Genomic DNA, 14,536 nt, shown 5'->3' with positions numbered 1-14,536 from the left:
TCCACTTTCTATTTACACAGAGACAATTTATTTACAACAACATAATTATTCTTAAGTCACAGGTTGATATTTGGCACCGTAGTAATACAACGGGTCCGCATCCGAAACTTTATCCAGCCCTGACCAACGAGTTTTATTTTTACTAATATGGTCAAACACCTCGACCACATAGTCCAAATGACTTTGGGTGTATACCCGCCGGGGGATAGCCATTCGAATAAGGCAGCGACCGGAAGCCTCAGGCTTATCGAAAGCGTTATCCAACTTAATCGAATTTAATTCGCACGCGCGTATACCCCCACTTTCATACAAGGCCACATTTAATGTTTGCCCAGGGTGATGTGCGGCATCAATATGGTTGAAAAAGCGCGTTGCATCGACATATACCGCATGAGATGAGTAGGGTTTCACTACAGGAATACCCAATTTATCCAGACCACTCGCCAAGCGTTCGACGGATTTAATTCTGTGCTTCAGGTAATGCTCGTCCACACCTTCCTGCACGCCCACAGCAATGGCTTCAAGGTCTCTGCCACTCAAACCACCGTAAGTCACAAAACCTTGGGTAAGCAACAACTCGTTTAAGGCTTTTTTTGCCCAATCATCATCATTTAATGCTAACCAGCCTCCGGTATTGACCAAAGCATCTTTTTTAGCACTCATGGTCATACCATCAACATAAGAAAACATCTCCTGGATAATTTCTCTGACAGGGATATTTGCGTAGCCCTCTTCCCGCTGTTTAATCATGTATGCATTTTCTGCAAAGCGGCAACCATCGAAAAAAAGAGGAATATTAAAGGTATGACACAAGTCCCGTGTTGCACGGATATTCTGCATCGAAACCGGTTGTCCCAATGCAGAGTTATTTGTGATGGTAAGAAAAACCAGAGGAATGCTTTCGCTATGCTCTTTCAACAGGGAAGCCAAACGGTCGATATCCATATTCCCTTTAAACGGGTAATCACTATTCAGGTCTCGTGACTCATCTACTAATAGATCTACGGCCTCACCCCCCATACTCATAATGTTACCTTTGGTGGTATCAAAATGGGCATTATTGGGAATAATGGTATTTTCGCTGGTCACCAGGCTGGCCAGAATTCTTTCTGCAGAACGTCCTTGATGGGTTGGAATAATATGTTTAAAAGGAATAATTTCCCGCAGAGACTGTTGAAACTTTTCGTAAGACGGAGAACGAACATAACTTTCGTCACCAAGCTGCACAGCCGCCCACTGATTGGAGCTCATCGCAGATATACCAGAGTCGGTTAGAAAATCCAGTAACACATCATCAGATTTTAGTAAGGCGACGTTGTAAAAAGCCTCACGCAACAAAGCCTTTCGCTCTTGTTCCGTGGTGACTTTTAACAACTCAACACTTTTAATTCTATAGGGTTCGAAGACAGTATTCATATTTGATGCTATCGATACCACCACATCCCTGTGGAACGGTTATTGTTAAACAGCCTCAGCCACTTCTTCCGTTTGCTTGTACGCCACAGCAATATTATTGGAATAGTCACCAAAGGTTGTGGAGTTATCCTCGTTGTAAAACTTATGGTGTGTACTGACTGGGGGACGCTGCATCTTGAATGTATTTTTAGGGTTAGCAAAGAACGGCATGGAACTGCGTTCGCTATTTTCAATATCCGTTGCAGGACCAGTCACTGCGTGCATAACGGGTTGAACTCGGCCGTTGGTCAATGAGTTCATTGTCTCCCCTGTCATGACTACAATAGAGCCACGAACAGGAGGAATCGGCACGTATTTATCATCCATTTTGGCTTTTAACCCAACGTGGCCGTTTCGCGCAGGTAGTTGAGTAAGCAAGGTAATAGAGGATGCATCAGCATGAGTGACCATTCTGTCTACACCCAAAGGTTTCTCCGGGTAATAGCATTGACAGTGAAGTACGGTGTCTTCTCCATCAAACAGGTTATCCCATTCTGGATGCTGTTTTAAATCCAGCGCTTTACCAATACAATCCATCGTTCGGTCTGAAACGCGAATTAACTTGTCAATCATGTCTTGAAAGGTATTTTTAAATCCGTCATCCGGATATACATTTTCGGACGGTCCCCAAGCATATTTGGCGTACTGATTAATCGCTTTACCATTGTTGATCGAGTTTTCATACGCACCAGTACCATAGGCAGAGTAACCACGAAGAATAATGGGCAAGCGTTCATGCACCATGGCTCGCTTTTCCGCTTCCGACTTTCTGAAGAAACGTCTGGTTGTATTAAAGATATTCTCAACTTCGTCTTCGTGTATACCGAAGTTTTTAATATAGAAGGGATAAGACTTTTCCAATGATTCTTTAAGTTCATCCAACCTCAAACCTTTTTCTAACTCTTCCAAATCAAATATTTTTACCCCTTCAGGAATTTCTTCCTCAGAGTTCCAATTCAATTCATTAAAGATCAAATCCGAAAATTCAGGAGCGCTTAACGGGTCGATATGTGTTTTATTATCTTGGTTCATACAGGATTCCTTATGGAAGAATTAGTACTTCGGATCAGGCTCAATGACACCGATGTTCGCCAAAATATGCGAAATGGGTGCATATATGGACATCAAAATCATCTCAAACAACGGTAATGCAACCGGCACATTAAAAATCAGCTTTTTGGCTTTCTGATAATCGCTGTGTGGACCGTGCAACCGGTAAATAATTGGCATTTGCGAACCAAACCACAGCCGATAGGTTAATAACGGATTCAGGAAAGTCGATGCTCGCCAGGGAGAACAACCAATCACTCGCGAGAAATCACTCATATACTTCGAATACTGGACGAGCGATCGTACATTCTTATTACGATAGAAAACTTTATCTTCGTAGTTGGCCTGCTGATCGATTAACATCATCAGCTTTTCTTTTTCTGGCAATTTCTTTTTACCACTGCATAACAGCGCAAAATACCTGGCCTGCATTTCCGAACAGGCAGGGACTCCACCTGCTGCAGGACGTGCCCAGCCGATAAACACAACTTCATCACCTAACTCAGGGTGGATCATATGCTTATATAAGTGCCGAACATCTGTCACATCCGCATCTTTAATAAAACAGAACTTATCCATGTAACCCGTATTCAGCATAATCATATCGATTTCTTCTTTTCTGCCATCTTTAAACATGACGTAGTCTTTACCGATATGATCAATACCTGAATCATTGATATTTAATTTGTTATCAACTATCCGCTTAACAAATGCTTCACTTTTAATATTGAATCCACTCAAGTAATGCCCTGCTTTAAGGTTCCACTTGGCGTATTCCCGCTCTTCTGGGTCCTTCGAGTGTTTAGATATCATTTTGAATGCGAATTTCATCCGTGCGTTAGCGGCAACAACAGGCGTGGCGTTTAAAGCGTGAGAGGTATAGGCATCACTGGTGTGAACTCCACCAAAAGGAAAGCGCTGGATAATAGGTTGATACTGCCTGACCGAAAGCACACATTTTTCGGCTAACTGGGAAATTTCATTGACCACATCAACGCCGGTTTCTCCCATTCCAATACATAGGGCTTTACGTCCCTTATAAGGATCCGCGTTACGATAATACGCTGAGTGGAAGACATCCCCTTCGAAGTCTTCCAGACCTTTCACTTCGACATATTTGGGCACACGACTACTACCGGTACACACAGCAACAGCATCAAACGCATATTGCCGGGTCATCTGATCCTCAGTAGACATGACGTCAACGATATACTTCCCTTCACCATTTTTTTCAACGTTGGAGACTTCCGAGTAATACACAATAGTTTCATCCAAACCAAATTTCTGGGCAAAATCCACCAGGTATTGCTGGTATTCCGCAGCGGTCCAGAAACGTCGTTGATCTTTCATTGGAGGCGGAAAACTGGAGAAAGCCATCATATAATTGGAAATGGTCAGCAATGTAGAGTCGTAGGCACCCGTCTCTTTATTATCACTACGATAAAAATTGCCTCCGGGCTGACCATATTTTTCAAAACAGGTTACCTCATGCCCCTCATCCAGAAGCTCTTTAATAGCGGTAAGGCCTGAGCTTCCGGCACCAATAACACAGACATGTTTTTTTTGTGTAAACATAGGTCTTCCTTATCAGGTAAAATTTTTATTTTCTTTATAGAAGAAATGACTAAGCGAAAAATTCTGTATTATTTTTATTAGTATTTAGGATCAGGTGTAATTACCCTGAAAGATGCCAGTAACCTTGTGACCACGGTATATAACGTCAAGATCACAGTTTCAACCGCCCCGAATGCAACAGGCACATTGAAAATGCTTTTCTTAGCGTTGTGATAATCACTGTGAGGGCCGTATAACCGGTAAATGGTAGGCATTTGCGAACCGATCCACAGCCGATATGCAAGTACCGGATTCAGGAAGGTTCGAATACGCCAGGGGCTGCAACCAATTACTTTGGCAAAGTCATTCATGTACTTGGTGTAGCTCACCAGGGAACGTAAAGCGGGATTTTTATGGTAGACCTGATCTTCATATTTCGCCTGGCGCCGGATAATATTCATCAGCTTCTTAGGCTCAGGTAATTTTTTCTTTCCACTGCATAGTAACGCGAAATAGCGACTCTGCATTTCAGAACAGGCTGGCACACCACCCACAGCAGGCCTTGCCCAGCCAATAAAGACAATTCCCTTACCCAAGCCAGGGTGAATCATATGTTTATACAACATACGTACATCAGTAACATCTACATCTTTTAAAAAGCAGAATTTATCCATGTAACCGGTGTTGAGCATCACCATATCAATTTCTTCACGCCGCCCATCCTTGAACACAACATGATGCTCTTCCAGGTAATCAACACCACTGTCATTGATGATAAGTTTGTCTTCTACAATACGGTCGACAAATATTTCACTTTTAATATTAAATCCATTGAAGTAACCACCGGCCTTCAGATTCCAGTCTGCAAAGGCTTTTTGCTGATCAATTTTTGAATATTTTTTTGTTAACACAAATTGCAGCTTCATTCTGGCATTGGCGGCTGAAATCGGCTGCGCATACAAAAACGGAGAGGTATAAGCGTCACTGGTATGTTCCCGCAACAAGGGAAAACGTTCAATCACGGGCTGATATTGACGAACAGACAGAACACATTTCTCTGCAGCCCCAGCCAGCTCGTTAACCACATCCACACCAGTTTCACCCATTCCAACACATAATACTTTTCGCCCGGAATAGGGTTCGGCGTTTTTATAATATGCCGAGTGATAGATTTCGCCCTTAAATTTTTCTTTGCCTTTTAATTCAACATACTTCGGCACTCGACTACTACCGGTGCACACGGCCACCGCGTCAAATATAAAGGCCTGTTCACTATCGTCAGCTAACGACCTAACCACAACCTCGTATCGATCATTGTCGCCTGAGCCAATATTTTTAACACTTATTACTTCTTTATTGTATTGAATGCACTCATTGAGAGAAAACTCTTGAGCAAAACGATTCAGATATTCCTGATATTCAGCCCCACTCCAAAACTTTCTTTTTTCACTTAAGGGAGGCGGAAAGCTGGAAAACGCCATCATATAATTCGAGATAGTCAACATTGTGGAATCGTAGGCACCAGTGTCTTTCACCTCATCATTCCTGTAAAAGTTTCCACCAACCTGATCGTACTTCTCAAAACACACTACCGAATGATTTTCATCCAGAAGCTCTTTTATTGCCACCAAGCCAGAACTTCCAGCACCGATCACACACACATTCAAATTGTTAGTAGTAGACATTTTTAGCCTTTTGTATTTTTAGTTTATTAACTGTCACTCTGAATAACGCAATGACCAATAAAATCATATAATGTGACCTAATAATTCAAAATGTCATTAAAACCCTAATCCCTTAGCCATCTTGCCGACAAATCTATATTCAAACGTTTTTGATGTCCACACCAAAAACAAATTTTTAATAATTTTATATATAAAATATCTTCGAATTGTTAAATTGATATTTAATTATTTTTTCTTGAAACAATTAAGTCACAATAAAAATAAATAATTTTTTACGACATAAATTTTTATTTATCAAAATACCCATAAAAACCCAACCCCTTACATTAACCAAGGAGATAAATTAATGAATAATTTTTATAAACTATTATTTATGTGCTTTACTGTATTTCATTTAAGTTCTTGCAAAGCCACATCGAGAGGAGATAATTTTGTTACGTTCGAAACAGGCCAGGTTAACCCGATAGCCATATCAGATGACGGAAAAAATATTTTTGCACTCAACACGCCAAACAGTTCTCTGGAAATATTTTCCGTTACCAGCAGTGGACTGTCTTTATCAGAAAGCATTGATGTTGGCATGGAACCAACATCCATCGCCGTACTCAGCAACAAACAAGTCTGGGTGGTAAATCACCTTTCAGATAGTGTCAGTATTATTGATATCAGTGAGAAGCCCGCAAAAATTATTCGCACTCTTCTGGTAGGCGATGAGCCGAGAGACATTGTGTTCGCAGGGAATAATAATAGGTATGCGTTTATTACCGCTGCCCACAGAGGACAAAACGGGCGAGATGATAGACCTATTGATGCCAAGCTTACTGAACCCGGAATCGGTCGCGCTGATGTTTGGGTTTTTGACACCATGAATCTGGGCGAAACAATTGGGGGCGACCCGGTTGATGTGATCAATTTATTTGGCGACACCCCAAGATCTCTAACGGTAAGCCCCGATGGAAAAAGTGTTTTTGCCTCCATCTTTCTTTCAGGCAACCAAACAACGTCCTTGGGAGTGGAGTACTTTGCCAAACACGGCCCAACCACAAGTATTGACGGAACACCACAACCGGATACCGGCCTGATTGTTCAATTCGACGGAAACCAGTGGGTTGACGAGAATGGTAACGCTGCAGATCAAAACGGAACAAATTACGGCAGCCGTGTTTTATTTTCTTTGCCTGACTATGATGTATTCCGCATTGATATTGAAAACGGCAAAAAACCAAAACTGAGCGGAACTCCCTACAGCGGTGTGGGTACGGTTTTGCTAAATATGATTACAAACCCAAGAAATGGCGCGCTTTATGTCACCAATCTGGAAGCATTAAATGTAAATAGGTTTGAAGGACCCGGCACTATGGCATCCAGTGTTCGTGGTCACTTTACTGAAAATCATATTAGCGTTATTAAAAACAATAGTGTCAGTCCACGACATTTAAACAAGCACATTGATTACACTCAATTCCCCGGCACGAAAACCGAACGAGACTCAGCAATTTCATATCCAACGGATATGGCCATTACCTCGGATGGAAAGACGTTATATGTAGCCGGTTTCGGTTCCAGTAATATTGCCGTCATAAATACGCAAGAGTTGGAGAATAATAGTTTTCAACCCAGTCCGGAAAAATATATTCGTCTTTCTGGCGGCGGCCCTTCCGGTATCGCTTTAGATGAAACAAACAACCGTTTGTATGTATTAACACGTTTTGACAACAGTGTTTCAGTCATTGATACAAAATCAAAAAATGAAGTATCCCGCGTTGCAATGTACAACCCCGAACCTGACAGTGTGATCGAAGGACGGCCGTTTTTATACGATTCCATTGCTACATCCAGTCGCGGCGATTCTTCCTGCGCACTTTGTCATGTCTATGGAGATTTCGATGGTTTAGCCTGGGACCTTGGTGACCCGGATGCACCAATGAAACTTAACCCTAACGGTTACGTCGATGAGAAAGTAACACCGCCTTACACACCTTATTTCCATCCTCTAAAAGGGCCAATGACCACACAAAGTATGCGCGGCCTAAAAGGTAACGGGCCAATGCACTGGCGTGGAGACCGAACCGGCGCACAAGCGAAAGAAGGTGAAAGTATTGAATTTGCAGCACTAAAAGAATTTAATGCCGCATTTACCGGCTTGGTCGGACGGGAAAATCAATTAAGTGAAACGGACATTGATAAACTGTCTAGATTTGGACTGGAGATAACCTACCCTCCCAATCCAATCCGGGCGTTGGATAACTCGCTGACACCGATGCAACAAGCCGGTCTTGATGTCTATAACAATGATATTACGACTGGCGTCCCCCAACCTGTTCATGCCTGCAATCAATGTCATGTTTTAGACCCGGTCAACAATAAGTTTGGAACAGGTGCTTTATCGGTACTTGCCGGCCCCGATATAACTCAGGAATTTAAAGTCCCCCATCTACGTAACCTCTATCAAAAGATAGGACGCTTTGGCAATTCCGGTCGGTTTTTCACGGACGGCATTGATTATGGGGAACAGATAAAAGGGTTTGGTTTCCTACACGATGGCACACTGGACACTCTGGATAAGTTTTTAAAAAGCCCTAACTTCCATTTTGAAACCGACCTTAAACGCGATCAGGTCGTGGATTTTATCCTCGCCATTGATAGCGAGCTTGCCCCGGTTGTCGGACAACAAATCACCTTAACCAAACACAGTGACACAAAAGTGCATGAGAGAATTGATCTGCTACGATCCCGCGCACAAATTGTCACACCGAGGGAAGAATGTGACCTGGTGGTAAAAGGCGTTATTGATGGTCAACAACGTAGCTATTTAATGCATGCGGATGGCAGTTATCAAAGTGACAAAATCCAGGAGGTGTTGAATGACTCAGAACTGCGTAAGCTGGTAAGCAAACATAATCAGACTCTCACCTTTACCTGTGTGCCGCCCGGCTCAGGCATCTGGATGGGTATTGACCACGATGAAGACGGCATATACGACGGTGACGAAAAGACATTGGGTACCGACCCACTAACACCTGACGCCTATTTAGTTGAACAATTATTGACGGCAAATCAATAATACCTCAACGCCAAAAAACTGAATGAGAAATGAGTCATCGCTTTTAGCTAAGAGGTGACTTATTTTTTAGACGCTGAGGTATTTTTTTTGTACCAACAAGCCTCTCACATAGGCTTTAAACCGATACGCTTTCCTCACTCCTAAATACCGGAGGAATTAACTTGAGGAAAAATAATGAAGATTCACTATTTAATTATCAGTGCTACGCTTTTGCTTACACAACTTGTTTACGCGGATAACGTTGTTACCGGTTGTGAGCAAGTGGGACAGGGTCAATATGCCTGCGATACCTTCCCGGTAGACAACTCTCCAGGTGATGGACTTAACGCTCAATTGGTGTCTCAAACCTGGCAGATCACATATGGTGGCGTTATTGTTGCTCAGTCAACAGGTTCCATGATTGCCAACTGCAGTTCATCTCATTCGAATGCCGGCTATCAATTTATTGCCGAACTCAATACGGGACAGACTTTTTTCCAAACTGGAACTCTGCCCTGTGCAGCAGGCGGTGGTGGCGGATCCGTTGGTCCAGGAAGCGGTTGTTTTGGCCGACTGGATCAATTTGGTAACTGTATTAATCAGCAATAGCTCTAAATTCATTTAGCAACCTTTTCACCTTTGCTGACACGCTATGGATATGTCCCTATACGCTCATCGTCGGCGTCCTGCCTCCGATGGTCAGCACAAGGCAACAAAGCCTGCTAAGTAGAATACTTGTCATGAGCTGCAATTTCGACCGTCGACAGCAAGGAAGCTTGTCGACGAGCCTCCATGGATGGATTTACGGAGCGTCGAGCAAATAGCACCTGCTTTGCATTAATGTGTATTTTTAACCTTACTACAACTTTAGATAAAAACCGTCTCGACTTCACTCGCCGAATCCATTTCAGCAACCTTTTCACCTTTGCTGACACGCTGTAAACATTTAACTCGAATGCGCCCATGCATTCTCCCCTTAGGGCGTGGATACAGTTCATCATCAACAAAGGTAAGAATGCTTTCCCAATGCAGAACCGACGGCAAGAATATCAGAAGCAAAGCAGATGCTATGAGCAAGACCGTCGACAGCAGGGATGCTGGCGACGAGCCAACAAAGATGTTTTCACGGCGTGTCGAGCAAATAGCACCTGCTTTGCATTAATGTGTATTTTTAGCATTACTACAACTTTAGATAAAAACCGTCTCAACTTCGCTCACAGAATCTATTTCAGTAACCTTTTTACCTTTACTAACACACTGTGAATATTTACTTTCGAAAACTTATTTTAAAAATAAGAAATTACCATTGGTTTAACACTTTTTTAATCTTTAAAACAAACTTGTTGACTCGACCCGAGTCGACACTCTCACACTTATAAAGCGGTAAAAATGTTAACTTAGCCTTCCTTGCACATGCCCCCAGCAAAGCATACTTAACAACCCGTTTAACAGGTTGCCACAAAACCAACTTATCCACCCACCAGGGTGCGCCAAAAGTAGTGACCACCAACACTTTTTTTAGGTTATTCAACTTCGGTGTAATTGGCCCATAATCACTGGCATGATCATAAGCAAACCCTGGAGCCCATACTCGATCAAACCATCCCTTTAGAATGGCCGGAAAGCCAAACCACCATGTCGGAAAAACCAGCACCAAATACTCTGCAGCAAGAAGTCGATTAATCGAAGATTCAACAGCCTGATAATGATATGCATCAGCGTAATAAGAATCTCTTTCTGTTTTAGATAATACTGGGTCAAAATTCTGTTGATAAAGGTTTTCTTCGGTAATATCCACCCCCCTATTAGATAAACACTGAATGATTTCCTTTGCCAAATGCGAACACAAACTATTTTGCTGAGGATGAGCAATAACCACCAAACATTTCACGTACTTTAATACCTTTCTCTAGAGTCTGTTTAAGCTAGTTTTACCTAACACTTGCTAAACTTCAATAAGCGTTCAACTATTCATTTTGGTGTATCAATTAATCATGAATACGATAGGTTCCGTCAAAAAAGCAGTAAAAGAATCTTTCACGCAACTTACGCAAATATCAAGCTGGACTAATATAACCTACACTGGCTGGATATTAGTGAGCCTATTCTGGGTATGCGTCGCGTTAGTCAATGCTTTGCACTGTTTCATATACACCGAAATCGTCCATCCGAATATATCCAACTTTTTTATTTCATTCGAACACACATTAATTCGATGGCTACCCTGGATACTTTTCACACCTTTTCTGATCAACCATGCCAAACAACTGGATGATGCATATTGGAATATACAGTTATTGGTAAAAAAAATACTTCTCATTACCATAACCTGGGGGCTAGCTCTACCAATAAGCTTTTGTATTTTTCAATCATTTAATACCACCGATTCCACCGCAAAAGTTTCTGTTTTTTATACAACACTCGTTAAAGAAATTCCGCTTTTTCTGGTTGCGACAAGCTGCTTGTTAACTTTGTGGCGCTATCAAATATCCAAAATATCTTCTCCACCCCCGCCGTCAGACTCAATCCAACAGGTCGAATCACTGCTAGTGGAGACCCGCCAGGGAACTGAACCGATTGATATTCCAGATATTGAACACATTTCAGCTTCGGGAAACTATGTTGTCTTATGTACATTTTCCGGCAAACAGTATATGCATCGGGCGACGATGAAAAGCGTTATGCAATCCCTGGATCAAGGTTTATTTATCCGAATTCACCGTTCGAGCATTATTAATAAAAATGCGGTGAAGAAAGTACGCACAGCAACACATGGCGAAATTAAATTAACATTATCCAGTGGTCAGGATGCTATCGTCAGCAGACACTACGCCAAGAAACTGCGGCAAGAATACGCCACACCACTAAAGCAACTCTTTCTTGCCAGCTAGAGCGTATTAACACGAATTGAATTATTGCGCTTGTTTTTTGCCGTTCATATAGGGCAAACCAAGCCAAGTATTTCCCGGTGTAACTTATCACTTTCTCAGTCCGTCTTATCACATATTCCTTGTGTGGCGAGGCCTGCAGACCTATTTTGATTTCGAGACAACAACAACTTGTTCAAGCGCAAACTGAACACTTGGATATCAAAATATGGTCACCTTCACGCTCAATGGCGAAACCGTCACTATCGACAACGAAGATATGAGCAAACCTCTACTGTGGTTTTTGCGTGATCAACAACAGCTTACTGGAACAAAATACGGTTGTGGTAAGGGTTTATGCGGCGCATGCACGGTTCATGTTAATGGCTATGCAACACCTTCATGCAGCCTTCCTCTGGGTGCAGTAAACGGAATGAATGTCACCACCATTGAAGGCTTGGAGAAAACACAATTTAACACTCTGCAACAAGCCTGGATTGAACAGGATGTTCCTCAGTGCGGTTATTGCCAGCCTGGACAAATTATGAGCGCAGCAGATCTGCTGGCCCATAACAAAAACCCGAGCGAAGAAGACATCACCCAAAAGATGACCAATATCTGTCGATGCGGAACCTACTCACGTATTCGAAAGGCCATAAAACAAGCGGCACATATGACCAACCTGGCTGCGGAGGTGAAATCATGAAACGCAGAGATTTCCTGAAAGCCAGCGCTTTGACCACCGGTGGTTTATTGCTGTCGCTAAACCTGCCAGCAACCCAAATTAGAGAATCATCCTCGTCTGCCAATATGGTTGGCCCGCTGATACAAATCGATACCAATGGCGACGTCACCATTTTTATCTACAAACAGGAAATGGGACAAGGTGCCGCAACGGGAATCGCTATGATTGCGGCGGAAGAATTGGATGCTGACTGGTCGAGCACTCACATTAAACTTCTTAGTTACGATAAAAATATTGAAAACTACCAATCCGACTGGGGACGGTTTGATACGGGTGGCAGTTATTCAATAGAAACTGAGTGGAGTTTAATGCGTTCAGCCGGAGCAAGTGCCAGAGCCATGCTCATCGCCTGCGCTGCGGCCAGTTGGCATACCAACCCTTCAAATTGCCGAACGGAGAAAGGGTTTGTCATTCATACGCCAACGGGGAGAAAACGCAGTTACGGCGAACTCGCTCAGGAAGCCGCGAATATACCAGTGCCGGAAATAAATCAATTCAAACCTCAGAGCCAGTATCAGATTATTGGTCAACCACACAGCAGCTTAAAAACAAAAAATATCGTACAGGGTAAACTGAAATACGGCCTGGATATAAAAGTGCCCGGCATGCTGGTCGCAACCATTATTCGACCACCCGTGCTGGGAGGAAAAATAAAACGTTATAACGCTGAAGAAGCACTGAAGCTGCCAGGAATTGTTGCGATCTATCCAATGCAGGAACGGACATCCAAAGAAGTGTTTAACAAAGGTATTCGCGGCGGCTTAGTGATTGTCGGCCAATCGACCTGGGATTGTTTATCCGCCAGAGATAAAATAGAAATTGAATGGGATCACGGCGTATTACAAACCAAAAGTTGCCGGGATCTCTACGCCCAACTTGATGCATTCCGAAATCCAAATACCACACCTTGCCAAACCGCTGGCGTATCTGAGCAATCAATCAATCAGTCGCACCAACATGTATCGGCGGAATACACCAGCCCGTTTATTGGCCACGGATTGATGGAGCCCTTAAACGCCATTGCCGATTTCAGTGATGGCAAACATTTAGAAATCTGGACGGGCACACAATCCCCACAGCATTCAACCAGACATCTCTCTATTATCCTCGGTATCGAGAAAGATACCATTGTTGTACATCCCTGCTTTATGGGAGGCGGCTACGGCCGCCGTTTTTTTTGCGATTTTTTGTTGGAAGCAAGTTTTATTTCGAAAGAAGTTAAACGCCCTATTCAACTGATTTGGACACGGGAAGACGAAATTCAGTTTGGCCACTATCACCCACTGCGCAAAGATTATTATCAGTGTGGTTTAGATAAAGACGGCAACATCGAAACCCTAGCATTGAATGTTGTCAGTACCCATGAATGGGGTGGCGGTGAAATGCCCTATGGTTATGGATTAAAAAATCTGAAGGTCACCAGCCAGCATTATGCGGACTCCATTGTTCCCTGGGGATCATGGCGAAGTGTAGTACCACACTTGGATAGTTTTTCACGGGAAATTTTTATCGATGAACTGGCTCATGCTGCTGGTAAAGATCCGATTGCCTACCGCATAAGTCAACTAAAAAGACCTTCACCCGAAAATTATTTTAACCAGCACAATAAAGAAATACTGAGCACATTATCTTTTATAAAAGATATGCAAATAAAACTCTTGGAAGCCGTAACAAAACTTAGCAACTGGCATACACCACGTGCAGCAAACACAGGCTTGGGTGTGGCTATTTCTGCATTTCACGATCGCAGTTTTTGCGCCCAGGTGGTGGAAATCGAATTAGTTGGTGAAGAATACATACTCAAAAAGGTATATACCGCTGCGGATATTGGTTTGGTGATCAACCCTAACTTAGTAAAAGGTCAGATAGAAAGCGGTATTATTTGGGGGCTAACCCCGGTTATTCATGGCGGGGTTACCGTGATCAACGGCAGAATTGCACAAAGTAATTTTCACGATATGCCGCTAATTAAAATGCACGAAACGCCGGAAATGATCACTGAGCTTTTCAGCTTTCAGGAAAGGTCGCCCGCCGGTGCAGGCGAATTTGCTGTTACCACGATTGCTCCGGCGATATCCAACGCAATATTTTCTTTATCCGGCGTTCGTAAACGCCACCTTCATATGCTCGGGTAAAA

11 protein-coding genes are annotated in these 14,536 nt (G+C 42.9%); 5 read left to right on the top strand and 6 right to left on the bottom strand.

The window, feature by feature from the left end; genetic code table 11:
* Positions 1-51: 51 nt before the first annotated feature.
* From P5V12_RS06325 to P5V12_RS06310, 4 genes are all read right to left on the bottom strand, one after another.
* On the bottom strand, positions 52-1,416 hold the full coding sequence (locus tag P5V12_RS06325) for a tryptophanase (protein WP_316956502.1): 1,365 nt from the start codon (positions 1,414-1,416) through the stop codon (positions 52-54).
* 45 nt (positions 1,417-1,461) lie between these two features.
* Positions 1,462-2,487 (bottom strand): 2OG-Fe(II) oxygenase family protein, encoded by a 1,026-nt coding sequence (locus tag P5V12_RS06320; protein ID WP_316956501.1) that lies wholly within the window; start codon positions 2,485-2,487, stop codon positions 1,462-1,464.
* A gap of 21 nt (positions 2,488-2,508) precedes the next feature.
* Positions 2,509-4,080 carry a flavin-containing monooxygenase gene (locus P5V12_RS06315; protein WP_316956500.1) on the bottom strand — a complete coding sequence of 524 codons (1,572 nt, stop codon included), beginning with the start codon at positions 4,078-4,080 and terminating at the stop codon, positions 2,509-2,511.
* Positions 4,081-4,157: 77 nt separating this feature from the next.
* A complete protein-coding gene (locus P5V12_RS06310; RefSeq protein ID WP_316956499.1) occupies positions 4,158-5,744 on the bottom strand; it encodes a flavin-containing monooxygenase in 1,587 nt (528 codons plus the stop codon).
* A gap of 346 nt (positions 5,745-6,090) precedes the next feature.
* Here P5V12_RS06310 and P5V12_RS06305 point away from each other — a divergent pair, with 346 nt between their 5' ends.
* Positions 6,091-8,808, top strand: coding sequence for a hypothetical protein (locus P5V12_RS06305; RefSeq protein ID WP_316956498.1), 2,718 nt, complete (start codon positions 6,091-6,093; stop codon positions 8,806-8,808).
* A 174-nt stretch (positions 8,809-8,982) separates the two neighbouring features.
* On the top strand, positions 8,983-9,396 hold the full coding sequence (locus tag P5V12_RS06300; protein WP_316956497.1) for a hypothetical protein: 414 nt from the start codon (positions 8,983-8,985) through the stop codon (positions 9,394-9,396).
* 258 nt (positions 9,397-9,654) lie between these two features.
* On the opposite strand, the gene P5V12_RS06295 is transcribed toward P5V12_RS06300, so the two are convergent.
* Positions 9,655-9,846, bottom strand: coding sequence for a hypothetical protein (locus tag P5V12_RS06295; protein WP_316956496.1), 192 nt, complete (start codon positions 9,844-9,846; stop codon positions 9,655-9,657).
* A gap of 241 nt (positions 9,847-10,087) precedes the next feature.
* Entirely contained in the window at positions 10,088-10,678 is a 591-nt protein-coding gene (locus P5V12_RS06290; RefSeq protein ID WP_316956495.1) for an NAD(P)H-dependent oxidoreductase, read from the bottom strand.
* A gap of 103 nt (positions 10,679-10,781) precedes the next feature.
* Between P5V12_RS06290 and P5V12_RS06285 the strand changes: the two genes are divergently transcribed.
* The 3 genes from P5V12_RS06285 to P5V12_RS06275 all read left to right on the top strand — a co-directional run bounded on the left by P5V12_RS06285 (position 10,782) and on the right by P5V12_RS06275 (position 14,534).
* Entirely contained in the window at positions 10,782-11,678 is an 897-nt protein-coding gene (locus P5V12_RS06285) for a LytTR family DNA-binding domain-containing protein (RefSeq protein ID WP_316956494.1), read from the top strand.
* Between the two features lie 205 nt (positions 11,679-11,883).
* Complete coding sequence (locus P5V12_RS06280; protein ID WP_316956493.1) at positions 11,884-12,360, top strand: (2Fe-2S)-binding protein; 477 nt, start codon at positions 11,884-11,886, stop codon at positions 12,358-12,360.
* Complete coding sequence (locus P5V12_RS06275; protein ID WP_316956492.1) at positions 12,357-14,534, top strand: xanthine dehydrogenase family protein molybdopterin-binding subunit; 2,178 nt, start codon at positions 12,357-12,359, stop codon at positions 14,532-14,534. The genes P5V12_RS06280 and P5V12_RS06275 overlap by 4 nt, the downstream gene beginning before the upstream one ends.
* Positions 14,535-14,536 lie beyond the last annotated feature (2 nt).

It is taken from the genome of Teredinibacter sp. KSP-S5-2, assembly GCF_032773895.1.
Taxonomy (GTDB): domain Bacteria; phylum Pseudomonadota; class Gammaproteobacteria; order Pseudomonadales; family Cellvibrionaceae.
The sequence above is the reverse complement of the archived record's forward strand: the minus strand, read 5'-3'. Positions and strand labels throughout refer to the sequence as shown.

What these genes read in the sequence shown, in the direction of transcription:
- P5V12_RS06305 (WP_316956498.1), top strand. Translation starts at nt 6,091, where the DNA reads ATGAATAATTTTTATAAACTATTATTTATGTGCTTTACTGTATTTCAT.
- P5V12_RS06310 (WP_316956499.1), bottom strand. Translation starts at nt 5,744, where the DNA reads ATGTCTACTACTAACAATTTGAATGTGTGTGTGATCGGTGCTGGAAGT.
- P5V12_RS06320 (WP_316956501.1), bottom strand. Translation starts at nt 2,487, where the DNA reads ATGAACCAAGATAATAAAACACATATCGACCCGTTAAGCGCTCCTGAA.
- P5V12_RS06325 (WP_316956502.1), bottom strand. Translation starts at nt 1,416, where the DNA reads ATGAATACTGTCTTCGAACCCTATAGAATTAAAAGTGTTGAGTTGTTA.
- P5V12_RS06315 (WP_316956500.1), bottom strand. Translation starts at nt 4,080, where the DNA reads ATGTTTACACAAAAAAAACATGTCTGTGTTATTGGTGCCGGAAGCTCA.
- P5V12_RS06285 (WP_316956494.1), top strand. Translation starts at nt 10,782, where the DNA reads ATGAATACGATAGGTTCCGTCAAAAAAGCAGTAAAAGAATCTTTCACG.
- P5V12_RS06275 (WP_316956492.1), top strand. Translation starts at nt 12,357, where the DNA reads ATGAAACGCAGAGATTTCCTGAAAGCCAGCGCTTTGACCACCGGTGGT.
- P5V12_RS06280 (WP_316956493.1), top strand. Translation starts at nt 11,884, where the DNA reads ATGGTCACCTTCACGCTCAATGGCGAAACCGTCACTATCGACAACGAA.
- P5V12_RS06300 (WP_316956497.1), top strand. Translation starts at nt 8,983, where the DNA reads ATGAAGATTCACTATTTAATTATCAGTGCTACGCTTTTGCTTACACAA.